Origin of the sequence: Arhodomonas aquaeolei DSM 8974 (genome assembly GCF_000374645.1) — a bacterium.
Taxonomy (GTDB): domain Bacteria; phylum Pseudomonadota; class Gammaproteobacteria; order Nitrococcales; family Nitrococcaceae; genus Arhodomonas; species Arhodomonas aquaeolei.
Map to the genome: position 1 here is coordinate 74,094 of NZ_KB894808.1, position 18,658 is coordinate 92,751.

The 18,658-nt window shown below is 71.0% G+C and carries 17 protein-coding genes; 16 read left to right on the forward strand and 1 reads right to left on the reverse strand.

Annotated elements, in window-relative coordinates; all coding sequences use genetic code 11:
- Window positions 1-11: 11 nt before the first annotated feature.
- The 16 genes from C516_RS0110450 to truD all read left to right on the forward strand — a co-directional run bounded on the left by C516_RS0110450 (window position 12) and on the right by truD (window position 17,640).
- Complete coding sequence (locus C516_RS0110450; RefSeq protein ID WP_018718335.1) at window positions 12-551, forward strand: OmpH/Skp family outer membrane protein; 540 nt, start codon at window positions 12-14, stop codon at window positions 549-551.
- A gap of 42 nt (window positions 552-593) precedes the next feature.
- The gene (gene lpxD / locus C516_RS0110455; protein WP_018718336.1) at window positions 594-1,628 is read left to right on the forward strand and encodes a UDP-3-O-(3-hydroxymyristoyl)glucosamine N-acyltransferase; all 1,035 of its coding nucleotides are present in this window, start codon (window positions 594-596) and stop codon (window positions 1,626-1,628) included.
- The gene (fabZ, locus tag C516_RS0110460; RefSeq protein WP_018718337.1) at window positions 1,625-2,086 is read left to right on the forward strand and encodes a 3-hydroxyacyl-ACP dehydratase FabZ; all 462 of its coding nucleotides are present in this window, start codon (window positions 1,625-1,627) and stop codon (window positions 2,084-2,086) included. Before lpxD ends, fabZ begins: the two co-directional genes overlap by 4 nt.
- Complete coding sequence (gene lpxA / locus C516_RS0110465; protein ID WP_018718338.1) at window positions 2,083-2,853, forward strand: acyl-ACP--UDP-N-acetylglucosamine O-acyltransferase; 771 nt, start codon at window positions 2,083-2,085, stop codon at window positions 2,851-2,853. The genes fabZ and lpxA overlap by 4 nt, the downstream gene beginning before the upstream one ends.
- 8 nt (window positions 2,854-2,861) lie before the next feature.
- Window positions 2,862-4,001 carry a lipid-A-disaccharide synthase gene (lpxB, locus tag C516_RS0110470; RefSeq protein WP_040409461.1) on the forward strand — a complete coding sequence of 380 codons (1,140 nt, stop codon included), beginning with the start codon at window positions 2,862-2,864 and terminating at the stop codon, window positions 3,999-4,001.
- Window positions 3,998-4,627, forward strand: a complete 630-nt coding sequence (locus C516_RS0110475) for a ribonuclease HII (RefSeq protein WP_018718340.1) — start codon at window positions 3,998-4,000, stop codon at window positions 4,625-4,627. Before lpxB ends, C516_RS0110475 begins: the two co-directional genes overlap by 4 nt.
- A gap of 48 nt (window positions 4,628-4,675) precedes the next feature.
- Window positions 4,676-8,212 carry a DNA polymerase III subunit alpha gene (gene dnaE / locus C516_RS0110480; protein WP_018718341.1) on the forward strand — a complete coding sequence of 1,179 codons (3,537 nt, stop codon included), beginning with the start codon at window positions 4,676-4,678 and terminating at the stop codon, window positions 8,210-8,212.
- Between the two features lie 111 nt (window positions 8,213-8,323).
- Entirely contained in the window at window positions 8,324-9,280 is a 957-nt protein-coding gene (locus C516_RS0110485; RefSeq protein WP_018718342.1) for an acetyl-CoA carboxylase carboxyltransferase subunit alpha, read from the forward strand.
- Window positions 9,281-9,284: 4 nt separating this feature from the next.
- Window positions 9,285-10,583, forward strand: a complete 1,299-nt coding sequence (gene tilS, locus C516_RS19295; protein WP_018718343.1) for a tRNA lysidine(34) synthetase TilS — start codon at window positions 9,285-9,287, stop codon at window positions 10,581-10,583.
- A gap of 542 nt (window positions 10,584-11,125) precedes the next feature.
- Window positions 11,126-12,793, forward strand: coding sequence for a CTP synthase (locus C516_RS0110500; RefSeq protein WP_018718344.1), 1,668 nt, complete (start codon window positions 11,126-11,128; stop codon window positions 12,791-12,793).
- A 3-nt stretch (window positions 12,794-12,796) separates the two neighbouring features.
- Entirely contained in the window at window positions 12,797-13,642 is an 846-nt protein-coding gene (gene kdsA, locus C516_RS0110505) for a 3-deoxy-8-phosphooctulonate synthase (protein ID WP_018718345.1), read from the forward strand.
- A 42-nt stretch (window positions 13,643-13,684) separates the two neighbouring features.
- Window positions 13,685-14,977, forward strand: coding sequence for a phosphopyruvate hydratase (gene eno / locus C516_RS0110510; protein WP_018718346.1), 1,293 nt, complete (start codon window positions 13,685-13,687; stop codon window positions 14,975-14,977).
- A 14-nt stretch (window positions 14,978-14,991) separates the two neighbouring features.
- Entirely contained in the window at window positions 14,992-15,270 is a 279-nt protein-coding gene (gene ftsB, locus C516_RS0110515; protein ID WP_425386807.1) for a cell division protein FtsB, read from the forward strand.
- 111 nt (window positions 15,271-15,381) lie between these two features.
- A complete protein-coding gene (ispD, locus tag C516_RS0110520; RefSeq protein WP_245558763.1) occupies window positions 15,382-16,098 on the forward strand; it encodes a 2-C-methyl-D-erythritol 4-phosphate cytidylyltransferase in 717 nt (238 codons plus the stop codon).
- The gene (gene ispF / locus C516_RS0110525) at window positions 16,095-16,580 is read left to right on the forward strand and encodes a 2-C-methyl-D-erythritol 2,4-cyclodiphosphate synthase (protein WP_018718349.1); all 486 of its coding nucleotides are present in this window, start codon (window positions 16,095-16,097) and stop codon (window positions 16,578-16,580) included. The genes ispD and ispF overlap by 4 nt, the downstream gene beginning before the upstream one ends.
- Window positions 16,570-17,640 (forward strand): tRNA pseudouridine(13) synthase TruD, encoded by a 1,071-nt coding sequence (gene truD / locus C516_RS0110530; RefSeq protein ID WP_018718350.1) that lies wholly within the window; start codon window positions 16,570-16,572, stop codon window positions 17,638-17,640. Before ispF ends, truD begins: the two co-directional genes overlap by 11 nt.
- Before the next feature lie 21 nt (window positions 17,641-17,661).
- On the opposite strand, the gene cysB is transcribed toward truD, so the two are convergent.
- Window positions 17,662-18,642, reverse strand: a complete 981-nt coding sequence (gene cysB / locus C516_RS0110535) for an HTH-type transcriptional regulator CysB (RefSeq protein WP_018718351.1) — start codon at window positions 18,640-18,642, stop codon at window positions 17,662-17,664.
- Window positions 18,643-18,658: the final 16 nt, after the last annotated feature.

Genomic DNA, 18,658 nt, shown 5'->3' on the forward strand with positions numbered 1-18,658 from the left:
CGGCGCCGGCCATGCGGCACCGCCGTGTGACGGGCGCGGTACTGGTCACGGCGCTTGCCGCCGGGCTGGCGTTCGCGCTGCCGGCGGGGGCGGCGGAGATCAAGATCGGGTTCGTCAATCCGGCCAAGGTCTCCAACAACGCCCCGCAGGCGGATGCGGCCCGGCGCAAGCTCGAGAAGGAGTTTGCGCCCCGCGACCAGGAGATCGTGTCGATGCAGGAGAAGCTCCGTTCGCTGGAGCAGCGCCTGCAGGACAACGCCTCGATGAGCGAGTCGGACCGCCAGTCGCTGCAGCGACAGATCGTCTCGTTGCGCCGTGATATCCAGCGCACCCAGGAGGCGTTCCGCGAGGACTTCAACATGCGTCGCAACGAGGAGCTCGGCGAGCTCCAGCGGCGCATCCTCCAGACGGTGAGCGACTACGCCAAGCGTCAGGACTACGACCTGGTCGTCAGTGACGGTGTGATCTACGCCAGCGACGCGGTGGATATCACGGACCGCATCATCGAGCGCCTCCGCAAGGAGTTCGAGCGCAACCAGCAGGGCGGATGACGCCGCCCGGGCAAAGGGACTTTCGTGAACGCGAGCAGCTCAATGACGCTCCGCGAGCTGGCCGAGGCGACCGGCTGCGGCCTGCGGGGCGACGGCGACATACGCATCGACCGGGTGGCGTCGCTGGGGAATGCCGGACCGGGGGCGATCGGCTTCTTCACCGGCGACCGCCACCGTGACGAGCTCGCGGATACGCGCGCCTCGGCGGTAATCCTGCGCGAGGATGCGGCGGGGCTGGTTTCCGCTGCGTTGATCGCCGACAATCCGCACCTGATGTTCGCGCGGGCGGCGCGGCTGCTGCACCCCGAGCGCGAACGGCCGGCGGGCATCCATCCGCAGGCCTGCGTGGCGCCGGAGGCACAGGTGGATGCCAGCGCCCATGTCGCCGCCGGTGCGGTGGTGGAGGCGGGCGCCGTGATCGGGCCGCGTTGCGTGATCGCGGCGAACGCCGTGGTCGGCGCGGCCAGTGTGCTCGGCGCGGACTGCCGGATCATGTCGGCGGCGGTGATCTACCCTGACTGCCGCCTCGGTGATCGCGTGATCGTGCACGGCGGCGCGGTGATCGGCGCCGACGGCTTCGGCTTCGCCCGCGACGGCGAGCGCTGGGAAAAGGTGCCCCAGTTGGGGCGGGTGATCCTCGGCGACGACGTCGAGATCGGCGCCAACTCCACCGTCGATCGCGGCGCGCTGGATGACACCGTCATCGCCGAGGGCGTGAAGATCGACAACCTCGTGCAGGTGGCGCACAACTGCCACGTGGGGGCGCATTCCGTGATGGCCGGCTGCTCCGCGGTGGCGGGCAGCACCCACATTGGCCGTGGGGTGACGGTGGCTGGGGGGGCCGGCATCAACGGGCACCTCCACATCGCCGACGGCACCGTGGTGATGGGCATGGCCCGCGTCACCCACGACATACGCAACGCGGACGTCTACGCGTCGGGCACGCCCATGGCTACGGCACGGGAGTGGCGCCGCAATGCAGCGCGTTTCAACCAGCTCGACGCCATGGCACGGCGCCTGCGCGAGCTAGAGCGGCGCCTGGCGGCGTCGGAACCGGACGAACGGAAGGACTCATGACACACAGCGACACTGCGGCGGGGATGGACTGCCACGAGATCAAGAACTACCTCCCGCACCGATATCCGTTCCTGCTCGTCGACCGGGTGCGCGAGTGCGTGCCCGGCGAGTCGATCGAGGCGATCAAGAACGTCACCGTCAACGAGCCCTTCTTCCAGGGCCACTTCCCGCAGCGCGCGGTGATGCCCGGAGTGCTCATCCTGGAGGCCCTGGCCCAGGCCTGCGGGCTGCTGGCATTCCGCACCCAGCAGGTCACGCCCGACGACTCCAAGCTCTTCTATCTCGTCGGCATCGACAAGGCGAAGTTCAAGCGCCCGGTGGAGCCCGGTGACTGCCTGACGCTGGAGGCGCGGTTCAACCGCAACATGCGCGGGATCTGGATGTTCGCCGTGGAGGCCCGGGTGGACGGTGCGGTCGCCGCCAGCGCCGAGATCCGCTGCACGATGAGGGAAGTGTGAGCGATATCCATCCCACGGCGGTGATCGATCCCTCGGCGCGTATCGCCGAGGGCGTGACGGTCGGGGCGTACAGCATCGTCGGTGCGGAGGTCAGCATCGATGCCGGGACCTGGGTCGGCCCCCACGTGGTGATCCATGGGCCGACGCGCATCGGCCGGGACAACCGCATCTTCCAGTTCGCCTCCGTCGGCGAGGAGCCCCAGGACAAGAAGTTCTCGGGCGAGCACTCGACCCTCGAGATCGGCCACGGCAATACGATCCGCGAGTTCGTCACGATCAACCGGGGCACCCGGGAAGGTGGCGGTGTCACGCGCGTGGGCGACGACAATTGGATCATGGCATACTGCCACATCGCCCATGACTGTCTCATCGGAAGCCATGTCGTCTTCGCCAACAACGCCTCGCTCGCCGGTCACGTCGAGGTCGGCGATCATGTCATCCTCGGCGGCTACGCCCTGGTGCATCAGTTCTGCCGTCTCGGCACCCATGGCTTCCTCGCCTTCGGGGCCCATGTCGACCGGGACGTGCCGCCGTTCGTGATGGCCGCGGGCCAGCGGGCCACGCCCCGGGGCCTGAACGTCGAGGGCCTGCGTCGCCACGACTTCTCCCGGGACGCGGTGCGCGCGCTCAAGGCCGCCTACCGCACGCTCTACCGCAAGGGGCTACGCGCCGAGGACGCCGTTGCCGCGCTGGAGGGGGCTTCCGAGCCGGCGGTCGCGACCCTGGCCGGGTTCGTGCGCGACAGCCGCCGCGGCATCATCCGCTAGTGCCCGCCATGCAGCGCGTGGCGTTGGTGGCGGGCGAGCTCTCGGGGGACCTGCTCGGAGCCGGGCTGATGCGTGCGCTCGCACGCCGTCACCCCGGGGTCCGGTTCGAGGGCATCGGCGGCCCGGCGATGGCGGCGGAGGGGCTGGAGAGCCTCTATCCGCTGGAGACGCTCTCCGTGATGGGGCTGGTCGAGGTGCTGCGTCACCTGCCGCGGCTGCTTGCGGTGCGCCGGGACCTCGTCCGGCGCCTGAGTGCCGATCCGCCGGACGTGTTCATCGGCATCGATTCCCCGGACTTCAATCTCGGGCTCGCTCGCCGGCTGCGACAGCGCGGGGTGCGCACCGTGCACTACGTCAGTCCCTCGGTGTGGGCGTGGCGGCAGGGGCGCGTGCGCGGCATCGCCCGGTCGGTGGACCGCATGCTTACGCTGCTGCCCTTCGAGGCCGAGTTCTACCGGGCGCACGAGGTGCCGGTGAGCTTCGTCGGCCATCCGGCGGCGGACCGCTTCCCGATGGAGACCGATACTGCGGGCTACCGTGCGGCCCTCGGCGTGGACGCCGACGCCACCGTGCTCGCGGTGCTGCCGGGCAGCCGGATGGGGGAGCTCGAACGCCTGGGCACGCTGTTCGCACAGGCGGTGGAACGGCTGCGTCGGGCGCGCCCGGGACTCACCGTGCTCGCGCCCATGGCGACCCCGGCACTCGCGGCCCGTTTCCGGGAGGTACTGGACAAGGTCGGTGTCGCTGACGCCGTGCGTCTCGTCGAGGGCGACGCGGCGACCGTCATGGGGGCGGCGGATGTGGTGCTCACCGCCTCCGGCACGGCGACCCTGGAGGCCATGCTGCTCAAGCGCCCGATGGTCGTCGCCTACCGGGTCGCCCCGGCGACGGCCTGGCTGGTGCGCCGCCTCGGACTGGTGAGTACGCGGCATTTCTCGCTGCCCAACCTGCTCGCCGGGGAGGCCGTGGTGCCGGAGTACATCCAGGAGGCAGCGACGCCCGGGGCCCTGGCCGCCGCGGTGACCGGCTGGCTGGACGACCCGGCCGCCGCCGCGGCGCTCGGCGAGCGTTTCCGCGCCTTCCACGAGACGCTGTGCCGTGGCGCCGACGAGCGCGCGGCGGATGCCGTGGAGGCGACGCTGGCATGAGCGGCCAGGCCGGTTTCGAGTTCGCCGGCGCCGCCGCCCGGCCCGCCGGGGTCGACGAGGTCGGGCGCGGCCCGCTCGCTGGGCCGGTGGTGGCCGCCGCGGTGATCCTGGCCCCGGCGGGGATCGCCGGCATGGCCGATTCCAAGAGCCTCACCGCCCGGCGGCGGGAGATGCTCGCCGAGCGCATCCGCGGCGAGGCCCTGGCCTGGGGGCTCGGTCGCGCCGAGGTCGAGGAGATCGACACGCTCAACATCCGCGAGGCGACCTTCCTGGCCATGCGCCGCGCCTTGGCGGCGCTGTCGCCACCGGCGGATTTCGCGCTGGTGGACGGTCGTGATTGCCCGCCGCTCGGCTGCCCGGCGGAGCCGGTGGTGGGCGGCGACGCCAGCGTCCCCGCCATCGCTGCGGCCTCCATCCTTGCCAAGCAGGCGCGGGACGCGGAGATGGTGGCGCTGGACGAGGCCCATCCCGGCTACGGCTTCGCCCGGCACAAGGGCTATGGCACCCGCGAGCACCTCGCCGCACTGGCCCGCCTCGGGCCCTGTGCGCTGCACCGCCACTCGTTTCGCCCGGTCCGCGAGGCGGCGGAACGATTGGTCGGCGACGCCGCCGGCAGTACACTCTGAGGGCTGCGTCTGCCCCGCATCACATGCCCCAACGAGGTCGACCGACCGATGACTGCGCGCTTCATACACCTGCACCTGCACACCGAGTTCTCGCTCATCGACGGCGTGGTCCGCATCAAACCGCTGATGGCCGCCTGTGCGAGCGCCGGGATGCCGGCGGTGGCCATCACCGACCAAGGCAACCTCTTCGGCATGGTGAAGTTCTACCAGGCGGCGCTGGCGGCCGGGGTCAAGCCGATCATCGGTGCCGACATCCGCATCGCGGACCCGGCGTCGCCGCAGGGCAGCGCTCGGGCGACGCTGTTGTGCGCCACGGACGCCGGCTACGGCTCGCTCACGCGGATCCTCACCGAGAGCTATCTCCACGGCCAGGACAGTGGCATCCCCCTGGTGGAGCGCGATTGGCTGGCGCGCTGGTCGCAGGGTCTGATCGTGCTCTCCGGCGCCCGCGAGGGCGACGTCGGGCGCTCACTGCTTGCCGGTCATGCCGGTGAGGCGCGGGAGCGGCTGGCCTTCTGGCAGAAGCACTTTCCCGGGCGTTACTACCTGGAGCTGCAACGCACCGGCCGTCCCGGCGACGAGGACCACGTCCACGCCGCGGTGGACCTCGCCGCCGAGACCGGTACGCCGGTGGTGGCAACCAACGATGTGCGCTTCCTGGAGGCGGGGGACTTCGAGGCCCACGAGGCCCGCGTGTGCATCCACGAGGGCCGGACCCTCGATGACAAGCGCCGGCCCCGACACTACAGCCCGGAGCAGTATCTGCGCACGCCGCAGGAGATGGCCGAGCGGTTCGCCGATATCCCCGAGGCCGTCGAGAACACCGTCGAGATCGCCCGGCGCTGCAACCTGACGCTGACCCTCGATCAGAACGTCCTCCCGGAGTTCCCGGTACCCGAGGGCATGAGCATCGACGAGTACCTCACGGTCGAGGCGCGGCAGGGGCTGGAGCGGCGCCTGGAGCGCATCATCAGCGCGGACGACCCGGAGCCGGCGGCGACCCGGGAGCGCTACGAGTCGCGGCTGCAGCATGAACTCGGCGTGATCGAGCAGATGGGCTTCCCCGGCTACTTCCTCATCGTCGCCGACTTTATCCGCTGGGCGAAGGACAACGACATCCCGGTGGGACCGGGGCGCGGCTCCGGTGCCGGCTCCCTGGTGGCCTACGCGCTGGACATCACCGACCTCGACCCCCTGCGTTACGATCTGCTCTTCGAGCGCTTCCTCAACCCCGAGCGTGTGTCCATGCCCGACTTCGACGTCGACTTCTGCATGGAGAAGCGCGACGCGGTGATCGAGTACGTCGCCGAGAAGTACGGCCGTGACAAGGTCTCGCAGATCGCCACCCACGGCACTATGGCCGCACGCGCGGTGGTGCGCGATGTCGGCCGCGTCCTCGGCCATCCCTACGGCTACGTGGACCGCATCGCCAAGCTCGTGCCCTTCGAGCTGGGCATGACCCTCGACAAGGCGCTGGAGCAGGAGGAGGACCTCAGGAACCTCTACCACGACGATGAGGAGGTCCAGACCCTCATCGACATGGCACGCAAGCTCGAGGGGATGTCGCGCAACGTCGGCAAGCACGCCGGCGGCGTGGTGATCGCGCCCTCCGCGCTCACCGACTTCGCCCCGCTGTACTGCGAGCCCGGTGGCGGCGGCCTCGCCACCCAGTACGACAAGGACGACGTCGAGGCCGTGGGCCTGGTGAAGTTCGATTTCCTCGGCCTGCGCACGCTGACCATCATCGATTGGACGGTGAAGGCGGTGAACGCCATCCGCGCCGAGCGCGGCGAGGAGGCGCTGGATATCTCCGCCATCCCGCTCAACGATCGCGAGAGCTTCGAGCTGCTCAAGGCGTGCCGGACCACGGCGGTCTTCCAGCTCGAATCCCGGGGCATGAAGGACCTCATCCGGCGGCTGCAGCCGGACAGCTTCGAGGACATCGTCGCGCTGGTGGCGCTATTCCGCCCCGGCCCCCTGCAGTCCGGCATGGTCGAGGACTTCATCGACCGCAAGCATGGACGCACGCCGGTGGCGTACCCCACCGCGGAGCTCCACCACGACGACCTGGAGCCGATCCTCAAGCCCACCTACGGCGTCATCCTCTACCAGGAGCAGGTCCAGCGTATCGCCCAGGTGCTCGCCGGCTACAGCCTGGGCGGCGCGGATTTGCTGCGCCGGGCCATGGGCAAGAAGAAGCCCGCCGAGATGGCGAAGCAGCGCGAGCTGTTCATGGCGGGGGCGACCGAGCGCGGGCTGTCCCACGACCACGCCGAGGCGATCTTCGACCTGATGGAGAAGTTCGCCGGCTACGGCTTCAACAAGTCCCACTCCGCCGCCTACGCCCTGCTCTCCTACCAGACCGCGTGGCTCAAGGCCCACGAGCCGGCGCCGTTCATGGCGGCGGTGCTGTCCTCGGACATGGACAACACCGACAAGGTGGTGACCTTCATCGAGGAATGCCGCTCCATGGGCCTGTCTGTGGAGCCGCCGGACGTCAACCGCTCGGACTGGATGTTTCGGGCCCGCGACGAGCGCACCATCGTCTACGGTCTCGGCGCGGTAAAGGGTGTCGGCCACGCCGCCATCGAGGGCCTGATTGCGGAACGCGAGGCCAACGGCCCCTTCGAGGACCTCTTCGACCTGTGCGCCCGCGTCGACCTGCGGCGCCTGAACAAGCGCGTGATCGAGGCGTTGATCCGCTCCGGCAGCCTGGACAGCATCTGCGAAAACCGCGCGACGGCGATGCACTACCTCCCCGAGGCGCTGCGGGCCGCGGAGCAGACCAGCCGCAACGCCGCCACCGGCCAGGATGACCTCTTCGGCCTCGGCGGCTCCGGCGGAGACAGCGGGGCCGCGGTGGCCGTTCCGCGTCCGCCGCAGCCGGAGTGGGAGGAACGGGAGCGCCTCGCCGCGGAGAAGGAGATCCTGGGGCTCTATCTCACCGGCCACCCCATCGAGCAGTACGAGCCGGACATTCGCTGTTTCGTCACCGGCCGGCTCAACCAGCTCGCCACCGGCAATGGGATGAGCACCGCGGGCAACGGTGGAGGAGGCGGGCGCCGACGCTCCGGGGAAAACCGCGTCACGGTGGCCGGGCTGCTGGTGGGCATGCGCGTGCGCGTGACCCAGTCCGGCGGGCGCCTGGCCGCGCTCTCCCTTGACGACCGCACCGCGCGGCTGGAGGCGGTGCTGTTTCCCGAGGCCTATGAGCGCTTCCGTCACCTGCTGGTCAAGGATGCGCTGCTGATAGTACAGGGCGATCTCGGCTACGACGAGTTCAGCGACGGCTACCGTGTCTCCGCGGAGACGGTCATGGACATCGGCGAGGCCCGCGAGCGTTTCGCCCGCCGGCTGGTGCTCGGTGTCGACGCCGCCGGCGCGGGCAACGGCTTCGTGCCGGCCCTGCGGGACACCCTGAGTGCCTACCGCGACGGCAATTGCCCTGTGGTGGTGGACTATCAGGGCAACGACGCCCGGGCTGTGATCCGGCTCGGCGAGCGATGGCGTGTGCGGCCTACCGACGAGCTGCTTCGCCGGCTCGGTGGTTTGACGGGCGAGGGTGCCGTCCGCGTGGAGTATTGAGCCACGGTGCCGCAGGGCATGGCGATGCTGTGAATCGCCATGCCTCCGCCGCCGGCGCTGGCGTGTTATAGTCGTGCGCCTTGTGTCGGCAGTGTTGCGGAACGGGCAGCGATGAGTCTGAATTTTCTCGAATTCGAGCGTCCCATTGCAGAACTCGAGGCCAAGATCGACGAGCTGCGCTACGTCGGCGACGATGCCGATGTGAACATCAGCGAGGAGATCGCGCGGCTGCAGGCGAAGAGCCGGCAGCTCACCGAGCAGATCTTCTCCAGTCTCACCCCCTGGCAGATCGCCCAGCTCGCCCGTCATCCGCAGCGTCCCTACACCCTCGACTACGCCGAGCGGCTGTTCACCGATTTCGAAGAGCTTCACGGCGACCGCAGCTTCGCCGACGATCCCGCCATCGTCGGCGGTCTCGCGCGCTATCGCGGCGAGCCGGTGATGGTGATCGGCCAGCAGAAGGGCCGTGACACCCGCGAGAAGATCCGCCGCAACTTCGGCATGCCGCGGCCGGAGGGCTACCGCAAGGCCGAGCGTCTCATGGAGATGGCCGAGCGGTTCCGCATGCCGGTGCTCACCTTCATCGACACCCCGGGAGCGTACCCCGGCGTGGACGCCGAAGAGCGCGGCCAGAGCGAGGCCATTGCGCACAACCTGCAGGTGATGTCGCGGCTGCGCACGCCCATCGTGTGCACCGTCATCGGCGAGGGCGGCTCCGGCGGCGCGCTCGCCATCGGTGTGGGCGATCGCGTGCTGATGCTCCAGTACAGCACCTACTCGGTGATCTCCCCGGAGGGCTGCGCCTCCATCCTGTGGAAGGACTCCGAGCAGGCCCCCGCCGCCGCCGAGGCCATGGGCATCAACGCTGAACGCCTGCGTGAGCTCGGCCTGGTGGACGAGGTGATCACCGAGCCGCTGGGCGGCGTCCACCGGGACTGGAGCGCCGCCGCCCAGGCCCTCGACGGCGTGCTCCACGAGCAGCTCACCGCGCTGCGGGCGCTGTCCACCGAGGACCTGGTGGCGCAGCGCTACGAGCGGCTCATGGGGCTGGGCCGCTTCCGCGAGTGATCCCGTGACCCCCCTCGGGCCGGACGTCTTCGCCGAGGCGGTCCGCCGGCTCGTCGGGGAGTGCCCCCTCCACCTGGCCGTCAGCGGCGGCCGCGACTCCATCGTTCTGCTGGACCTCGCCGCCCGGGCCGGCGTCGCCGCCGGCGTGGTCCACGTCGACCACGGTCTGGCGGCGGACAGCGCCGCCTGGGCCCGTTTCTGTGCGGCGGCGGCGGAACGCCGCGGGCTCGCCTTCCATAGTTGCCGCGTCGGGGTCGTGCCGGGCGGCGATCTCGAGGCCCGGGCCCGGGCCGCCCGCTACGACGCCTTCCAGCGCCTGCTCCCCGGGGGCGCGGTGGTGGCCACGGCCCACCACGCCGACGACCAGGCGGAGACCGTCCTGCTCCGGCTGCTCCGCGGCAGCGGCGTCGAGGGCCTGACCGGGATCGCGCCGTCGCGGCGCCTCGGCCCGCTCACCCTGATCCGTCCCCTGCTGGCCTGGCCCCGGGACGCCATTGACAGCTATGCCCGGGAGCACCGGCTGGAGTGGGTCGACGATCCCGACAACGCCGAGCTCACGCGGGACCGCAACTACCTCCGCCACACCATCCTGCCGCGGCTCGCGGCGCGCTGGCCCGGCGTCGACGTCCGCCTGGGACGCCTCGCCGGGCACGCCCGGGAGGCCCGGGCGCTGGCGGCCTGGGCGGCGGAGCGCCTGGGGCTCGACGCGGGGCCGGCCCCCCTGGACGGGCTCGCGGAGGCGCCCGATTCCGTCGCGCACGCGGCCCTCCGGGCGTGGCTGCGCGACGCCGGCATGCGCCCGCCGCCGGAGGCCCGCCTGCGTCAGGGGCTGCGGGATCTGCTGGCTGCCGCCGCGGACCGCGAGCCGGTCCTTGCCTGGGACGCGGGGGAGCTCCGTCGTCACCGTGGCCGGCTGTTCCGCCTGCCGGCGCCGGTGCCCGACGGACCGGCGGGGCGGCTGGACTGGGAGGCGGCCGGGCATGGTCTCTCGCCGGAGATACGCGAGTCGCTGCGGTGTGGCGTCGCGGCACCGGGCGAGCGCCTGCGCCTCGTCCCCGACGGGCCGCGCCGGCGTGTCTCGGAGCTCTACCGCGAGCGCGGCCTGGCGCCCTGGGAGCGGCGCTGGTGGCCGGTACTGCGCCTTGACGACGTGCTCGTGGCGGTGCCGGGCATCGGTGTCGCTGCCGGCTATGCCGTGCCGCAGGGCGTGCGGCCGGTCTGGCACCCGGCGCTGCCCGTCGGCACGGACGTGACCGCCGGGTGGGCGGCAATGGCCGGCGCGGGGCGTGCCCCGCGTCATTGACAGCGTACGGTGCCGGCGTAGATTGGACCTGTAGCCGTGGCCGTGACGGCACCGGGGGGGAGGCCGGGGCGGCCGCCGGGCAGCCGGTAACGCAGCAATACCGATCCGGTAACCCGACCATGGGCTGGTAGGCAGGGGGTGCCAGGGATGTGCATCGAAGCGCGTTGTCCGGGAGGCGGGGCGGGCCCCGCCGACGGCCGCCGTCGCCACCCGTTGCCGCCTCCGTCATGGTATCCGGACCGGCACGGGGGTGGGCCATGTCCATGAGCCGTTTCGTGATCGCTGTCGCCATTGCCGGTATCGCGGTCGCGGTGGTGGCGGGGGGCGCGCTGCTCGCGCTGTGACCCGGCCGCCGCCGTCGGTGCGCCGGGGCCGCCCGGGTGCCGGCTGTCCAACGGCGATTGCGTGCACTGCACAACCGCCCGGCGGGGAAGGGGTGGCCGGGCGCGGGCGGATTGTCTGACCCCGGGGGTTCTGATAACTTTCCCGCCATCCCGGACCGGTTCGTGCCGGCTCTTTCCTCCTCGGTTTTCGAAGGCTCTATGACGCGATTTATCTTCATCACCGGCGGCGTCGTCTCCTCGCTCGGCAAGGGGATTGCGGCGGCCTCGCTGGGTAGCGTGCTGCAGGCCCGCGGGCTGTCGGTGACCATGGTCAAGCTCGACCCGTACATCAACGTGGACCCGGGCACCATGAGCCCCTTCCAGCACGGCGAGGTCTACGTCACCGACGACGGTGCCGAGACCGACCTGGACCTGGGGCACTACGAGCGCTTCCTGCGCACGCGCATGACGCGCAACAACAACTACACCACCGGCCGGATCTACGAATCGGTGATCCGCAAGGAGCGCCAGGGCGATTACCTCGGCGGCACCGTGCAGGTCATCCCGCACATCACCGACGAGATCAAGCGCAGCATCGAGCAGGGTGCGGACGCCGCGGACGTTGCGCTGGTCGAGATCGGTGGCACGGTGGGCGACATCGAGTCGCTGCCTTTCCTGGAGGCGATTCGCCAGATGGGCTCCGAGCTCGGCTCCGAGCGCTGCCTGTTCGTGCACCTTACCCTGGTGCCGTTCGTCGGCGCGGCGGGCGAGATGAAGACCAAGCCGACCCAGCACTCCGTCAAGGAGCTGCGCTCCATCGGTATCCAGCCGGACATCCTGCTGTGCCGGGCGGCCCGCCCGATCCCGGAGGAGGAGCGCCGCAAGATCGCACTGTTCACCAACGTCGCGCCGCCGGCGGTGATCTCGGTGCTCGACGTGGACAACATCTACAAGGTGCCCGAGGCCCTGCACGGCCAGGGGCTGGATAATATCGTCGCCGACAGGTTCGGCCTCGAGCTGCCGCCGGCCAACCTCTCCGACTGGCATCGGGTCGTGGACGTGATGGCCCACCCGGAGGGCGAGGTCACCATCGCCATGGTCGGCAAGTACACGAACCTCGCCGATGCGTACATGTCCCTCAACGAGGCGCTGCGTCACGCCACGGTGCAGACCCGCAACCGCGTGAACATCCGCTACGTGGACTCCGAGGAGATCGAGCGCGAGGGCACGGATATGCTCGCCGATGTCGATGCGGTGCTCGTACCCGGTGGCTTCGGCGAGCGCGGTGTCGAGGGCAAGATCGCCGCCGCGGGCTACGCCCGCACCCAGGGCATCCCGTATCTCGGCATCTGTCTGGGCATGCAGGTGGCGGTGATCGAGTTCGCGCGCAACGCCGCGGGCCTGGAAGGTGCGCACAGCACCGAGTTCCTCACTCACCCGCAGCACCCGGTGATCGGCCTGATCACCGAGTGGATGAACGAGGCCGGACTCACCGAGATGCGTGACGAGAACTCCGACCTCGGCGGCACCATGCGCCTGGGGGCACAGTCGGTGCGCCTGCTGCGCGACTCGCTGATCCACGACATCTACGGCAAGGATGTCATCCGCGAGCGCCACCGCCACCGCTACGAGTTCAACAACCGCTACGCCCGGACCCTCGAGGAGGCGGGCCTGCGCCTGTCCGGCTGGTCCAGCCACAACGAGCTGGTGGAGTGCGTGGAGCTACCCTCACATCCGTGGTTCGTTGCATCCCAGTTCCACCCGGAGTTCACCTCCACGCCGAGGGACGGACATCCGCTGTTCACCAGCTTTATCCGCGCGGCGGCACGTCACCGCGACGCCCGCACCGCGGGTGCCGAGGCAGCGTCGGCGCACGGGGAGGTCTGAGATATGGCCGGTTTCGAGCTCTGCGGCTTCCCGGTCGGCCTGGACCGGCCGCTGTTTCTCATCGCCGGGCCCTGCGTGGTCGAGTCCGAGGCGATGGCGCTGGAGAGCGCGGCCGAGCTTAAGGCCATCACCGATGAGCTCGGCATCCCGTTCATCTACAAGTCCTCGTTCGACAAGGCCAACCGCTCCTCCCACGAGAGCTATCGCGGCCCGGGCATGGACGAGGGCCTGCGCATCCTCGCGCGGGTGCGCGAGGAGGTGGGCGTGCCGGTGCTTACCGATGTCCACGAGGATACCCCGCTCGAGGCCGTCGCCGGGGTGGTGGATGTGCTCCAGACGCCGGCGTTCCTGTGCCGGCAGACGAACTTCATCCAGCGCGTCGCCGACCAGGGCCTGCCCGTGAACATCAAGAAGGGCCAGTTCCTGGCGCCGTGGGACATGGCCAACGTGGTCTCCAAGGCCCGCGCCACCGGCAACGAGCGCATCATGGCCTGCGAGCGCGGCGTCTCCTTCGGCTACAACAACCTCATCTCGGACATGCGTGCGCTCGCGGTGATGCGCGACAGCGGGGCGCCGGTGGTCTTCGACGCGACCCACTCGGTCCAGCTCCCTGGCGGCCAGGGCAAGGCCTCCGGCGGCCAGCGGGAGTTCGTGCCGCTGCTCGCCCGCGCGGCGGTGGCCGCCGGCGTGGCGGGGGTGTTCATGGAGACCCACCCGGACCCGGAGCGTGCGCTCTCCGACGGACCCAACGCGTGGCCGCTGCCCCGCATGCGCGAGCTGCTGGTCACGCTCAAGGCACTGGACACGCAGGTCAAGGCGGACGGTTTCATTGAGTCCGACCTCGGCTGATACGTCCCAATCATCGAAAGCACCAGGAGGAAACACGACGGCATGGCGAGCATCAAGGCGATCAAGGCGCGCGAGATCCTCGACTCCCGGGGCAACCCCACCGTCGAGGCCGATGTGCTGCTCGACAGCGGCGCCTTCGGGCGGGCCGCCGTTCCCTCCGGCGCCTCCACCGGCGCACGGGAGGCCGTGGAGCTGCGTGACGGCGACGCCGCGCGCTACCTCGGCAAGGGTGTCACCCACGCGGTGAGCAACGTGAACACCGTCATCCGCGAGGCCCTGGTGGGCATGGACGCGGACGATCAGCGCGCCCTCGACGAGCGCCTCATCGAGCTCGACGGCACGGACAACAAGGGCCGGCTCGGTGCCAACGCCCTGCTTGCCGTGTCGCTGGCGAGCGCCCGCGCCGCCGCGGGCGATCACGAGCGTTCGCTCTTCCGCCACCTTGCGCCGGAGGGCGAGCACCTGCTGCCGGTACCGATGATGAACATCCTCAACGGCGGTGCCCACGCCAACAACAGCGTGGACATCCAGGAGTTCATGATCATGCCCGCCGGCTTCGCCCGTTTCAGCGAGGCGCTGCGCTGCGGTACCGAGATCTTTCACGCGCTGAAGAAGATCCTCGGCGAGCGCGGTCTGTCCACCGCGGTGGGCGACGAGGGCGGCTTCGCCCCGAACCTGCCGTCCAACGAGGCTGCCATCGAAGTGCTGCTGGAGGCCGTGGACCGGGCCGGCTACACCGCCGGAGAGCAGGTCTGGATCGCCCTCGACGCGGCGAGCTCGGAGTTCTGCGAGGACGGCGTCTATCGCCTGGAATCGGAGGGCCGCAGCTTCTCCGGCGAGGAGTTCGCCGAGGTCCTGGCCGGCTGGGTCGAGAAGTACCCGATCGTGTCCATCGAGGACGGCATGTCCGAGGACGACTGGGAGGGCTGGCAGCGGCTCACCGAGCGTGTCGGCGACCGGGTCCAGCTCGTGGGCGACGACCTCTTCGTGACCAACACGCGCATCCTGCGCGAGGGCATCGACCGGGGCGTGGCCAACTCCATCCTGATCAAGTTCAACCAGATCGGCACCCTCACCGAGACCCTCGACGCCATCGACATGGCGGCGGATGCGGGCTATACAGCAGTGGTATCCCATCGCTCGGGGGAGACGGAGGACACCACCATCGCCGATCTCGCCGTGGCCAGCACGGCCACCCAGATCAAGACCGGCTCGCTGTGCCGTTCCGACCGGGTGGCGAAGTACAACCAGCTCCTGCGCATTGAGGAGGAGCTGGGGGACCGTGCGCGCTATGCCGGGCGTGACGCCTTCCCGAACCTGCCCGGGCTGGGCTGACGATGGTCCGGGGCGTGCTGCTCGCCTTGCTCCTTGCGCTGGTCGCCGGACTGCAGTTTCGCCTGTGGTTCGGCGATGGCGGCGTTACGGAGGTGATGCACCTGCGTGACCGGGTGGCGGAGCAGCGCGCCGAGAACGAACGCCTCGCGGAGCGCAACCGCGCCCTCGAGGCGGACGTCGCCGACCTCAAGGACGGGCTCGATGCGGTCGGGGAGCGGGCCCGACGCGAGCTCGGCATGGTCGGCGAGGGCGAGACCTTCTTCCAGGTGACCGGCGGGCGTGACCGACGGTAACCCGCCTAACCCGCCGAATCGTCCCGGAATGACTCCACGCCGCGGCCCCGCCGGCACGGGCCGTCCGGCGGCGGCGCACTCGCCGGCCCGGGCTCCCGTCGGGGGATGCCGGTGACGTATCGGGCTCGACCCCTGTGGGCCGCGGTCCCGGCCGCGGGGCGGGGCAGCCGTTACGGCGGCGGGCGCCCCAAGCAGTACGAGCGCCTCGCGGGGCGTGCCGTCCTCGACTGGAGCGTCTCGGCGCTGATCGGCCTCGACGAGATCGCCGGCGTCGCGGTCGCACTGGCCGACGACGATACGGACTGGGCGACGTTGGCCGTGGCCAGCGACCCCCGCGTGTACCGCTGCCGGGGCGGGCGTGAGCGCAGCGACTCCGTACGGGCCGCCCTGGAGGCGCTGCTCGCCGCCGGTGCCTCGCCGGATGACCGCGTGCTCGTCCACGACGCGGCGCGCCCGGCGGTCTCCACGGCGGCCCTGCAGCGACTGATCCAGCAGGCGGACCCCCGGGACGGCGGACTGCTGGCCCTCCCCGTCGCCGACACCCTCAAGCGCGGCGAGGCCGGGTACAGCACCGGCACTGTCGACCGCAGCGGCCTGTGGGCCGCACAGACGCCCCAGCTCTTTCCCCTGGGCGCCCTGCGTACTGCCCTGGAAGCGGCCGTGGCCGAGGGCGTCGTGCCCACCGATGAGGCCTCGGCGATGGAGCGTACCGGCGCGCACCCGGCGCTGGTGCCGGGGGAGCCCGGCAATATCAAGCTCACACGCACGGCGGACCGGGAGTTGCTGGCCGCCGTGCTCGCCGCCCGCCAGGAGGGGCGTGAAACATGAATCTGCGTATCGGCCAGGGTCTGGACGCTCACCGCTTCCGGGATGGCGGCCGCCTGGTGCTCGGCGGCGTCACCATCCCCCACGATCAGGGCCTGGAGGCGCATTCGGACGGCGACTGCCTGCTGCACGCCGTCACTGATGCGCTGTTCGGTGCCATCGGTGCGGGCGACATCGGCGGCCATTTCCCGGACGACGACCCGCGCTGGGCCGGCGCGGACAGCCGTGATCTGCTCCGCCACGCCGTGGCGCTAGCCGCGGCGGACGGGTGGCGGGCGGTCAACGTGGACGCCACGATCGTCGCCCAACGTCCACGTCTCGCGGCGCACCTCCCGCGTATGCGCGAGCACGTCGCCGCGGACCTGGGTATCGCCGTGGCGGCGGCGAACATCAAGGCGACCACGACCGAGCGCATGGGCTTCACCGGCCGTGGTGAGGGGATCGCCGCCACCGCCGTGATCCTGGTGACCGGCGATGAGCGCTGAGACCGCCGGGCCGGTGCCTACCGACCCCACCGAACCGGTCCCGGCCGCCGGACCGCCGCTGGGCACCGCCCGGATACGCGGTCGGCCGGAGGACTTCCAGGTCCGCGAGATCCCGCTGGTTGCCCCGGACGGCGACGGGGAGCACTGGCTTGTGGAGATCCGCAAGCGCGGCCTGACCACCGCGGAGGCTGTCCGGCGCCTGGCCCGGGCCTTCGATTGCCCGCCCCGGGCGATCAGCCACGCGGGCCTCAAGGACCGGCACGCGCTCACCACCCAGTGGCTCAGCATCCACGCCCCCGCTGTCCCGCCGGCCGTCGGGCCGGTGGAGGACGGTCTCGACGTGATCAGTGCGGGGCGCCACCGGCGCAAGCTGCGCGTGGGCACGCTGGCGGGGAACCGGTTCCGCATTCGCCTGACGGACGTCACCGCCCCCCGCCGGTCGCTGGACGCCCGCCTGGCGACGGTGGCGCGCAGCGGCGTGCCCAATTACTTCGGTCCCCAGCGCTTCGGGCGCGACGGCGGCAATCTCGCGCAGGCGCTGGCCTGGCACCGCGGGGAGGGCCGACGGCTGAACCGGTCGGTTCAGGGCCTGCTGCTCTCGGCGGTACGCGCCGAGGCGTTCAACCGCGTGCTGCGCCGGCGGGTGGAGTCCGGCTGCTGGGACCGGGCGCTGCCCGGGGACCAGATGATCCTGGACGGGCGCGGCAGCCTGTTCGCCGCCGGGCGTGAGGGCGCGGCGGGGCTCGTGCACCGGCTGGCCCTGCAGACCATCCATCCCACCGGTCCGCTACCGGGTACCGGCGGGGCGACCGTGGAGGCCGAGGCGGCGGCACTGGAGACCGACGCGCTTGCTGGCATGGCGCCCCTGCTCGCACTCCTGGAGGCCCGGCGGATGCGCGCCGCGCGCCGGGCGTTGCGGCTGCGCGTGGCGGCGCTGTCGTGGCACTGGGAGGGGCCGGCGGAGCTGGTCGTCGCCTTCCGGCTGCCGCCGGGCAGCTACGCCACCACGGTGCTCGCCGAGTGCCTCCGGCTCACGGAGGCGGAGCCGGTCGCGGAGTAGCAGAGTGCCGGTGCCCGCCCTTCAGCGCTTGGCCAGATGCGGGGTGAGCTCGGCGTTCAGGGCGGCGCGGTCCTCCGGCGAGCGCGCGGCGACCGCGCGGTCGACCACCTCCCGGGTCAGATGGGGCGCGAAGGCCTCGATGAAGTCGTACATGTAGCCGCGCAGGTAGGTCCCCCGCCGGAAGCCGATGCTGGTGACGCTGGGCTCGAAGAGCTCGCTGGCGTCCAGGGCGACGAGGCCGCGGTCGCGCTCCGGGTCGAAGGCCATGGAGGCCATGATGCCTACGCCGAGACCGAGACCGACGTAGGTCTTGATCACCTCGGAGTCAGTGGCGGTGAACACCACCTCCGGCTCCAGGCCGCGGTCGCTGAAGGCCTGGTCCAGCTTGGAGCGGCCGGTGAAGCCGAACACGTAGGTCACCAGCGGGTAATCGGCCACCGCCTCCAGGCTCAGCCGCGGCACGCTGCACAAGGGGTGGCCCTCGGGCACGATGATGCTGCGGTTCCAGCGGTAGCAGGGCATCATCACCAGGTCCTCGAAGAGCTCCAGTGCCTCCGTGGCAATGGCGAAGTCGACGTTGCCGCGGGCCGCCATCTCGGCGATCTGCATGGGCGTGCCCTGGTGCATGTGCAGGCTGACGTTGGGGTAGCGCGGCCGGAAGGTGTTCACCACCGGGGGCAGGGCGTGCCGGGCCTGGGTGTGGGTGGTGGCGATGGACAGGCTGCCCCGGGACTCGTCCACGTGTTCCTGGGCGATGGCGTTGATATTGCGCACCTCCTGGAGCACGCGCTGGGCGACGTCCAGGATCTCGCCGCCCGCCGGGGTGACGTGGCTGAGGTGTTTGCCGCTGCGCGCGAAGATCTGCACGCCGAGCTCATCCTCCAGCAGCCGGATCTGCTTGCTGACGCCGGGCTGTGAGGTATACAGGGCCTCGGCCGCCGCGGAGACGTTCAGCCCGCGCCGGGAGACCTCGCAGATGTAGCGGAGCTGGTTGAGCTTCATGGCACATACCCAAAAT

Bases quoted from the DNA above. Each gene is read 5' to 3' on its own strand.
- C516_RS0110450 (WP_018718335.1), top strand. From the start codon at position 12: ATGCGGCACCGCCGTGTGACGGGCGCGGTACTGGTCACGGCGCTTGCC.
- lpxD (WP_018718336.1), top strand. From the start codon at position 594: ATGACGCTCCGCGAGCTGGCCGAGGCGACCGGCTGCGGCCTGCGGGGC.
- fabZ (WP_018718337.1), top strand. From the start codon at position 1,625: ATGACACACAGCGACACTGCGGCGGGGATGGACTGCCACGAGATCAAG.
- lpxB (WP_040409461.1), top strand. From the start codon at position 2,862: ATGCAGCGCGTGGCGTTGGTGGCGGGCGAGCTCTCGGGGGACCTGCTC.
- C516_RS0110475 (WP_018718340.1), top strand. From the start codon at position 3,998: ATGAGCGGCCAGGCCGGTTTCGAGTTCGCCGGCGCCGCCGCCCGGCCC.
- dnaE (WP_018718341.1), top strand. From the start codon at position 4,676: ATGACTGCGCGCTTCATACACCTGCACCTGCACACCGAGTTCTCGCTC.
- C516_RS0110485 (WP_018718342.1), top strand. From the start codon at position 8,324: ATGAGTCTGAATTTTCTCGAATTCGAGCGTCCCATTGCAGAACTCGAG.
- C516_RS0110500 (WP_018718344.1), top strand. From the start codon at position 11,126: ATGACGCGATTTATCTTCATCACCGGCGGCGTCGTCTCCTCGCTCGGC.
- kdsA (WP_018718345.1), top strand. From the start codon at position 12,797: ATGGCCGGTTTCGAGCTCTGCGGCTTCCCGGTCGGCCTGGACCGGCCG.
- eno (WP_018718346.1), top strand. From the start codon at position 13,685: ATGGCGAGCATCAAGGCGATCAAGGCGCGCGAGATCCTCGACTCCCGG.
- ispF (WP_018718349.1), top strand. From the start codon at position 16,095: ATGAATCTGCGTATCGGCCAGGGTCTGGACGCTCACCGCTTCCGGGAT.
- truD (WP_018718350.1), top strand. From the start codon at position 16,570: ATGAGCGCTGAGACCGCCGGGCCGGTGCCTACCGACCCCACCGAACCG.
- cysB (WP_018718351.1), bottom strand. From the start codon at position 18,642: ATGAAGCTCAACCAGCTCCGCTACATCTGCGAGGTCTCCCGGCGCGGG.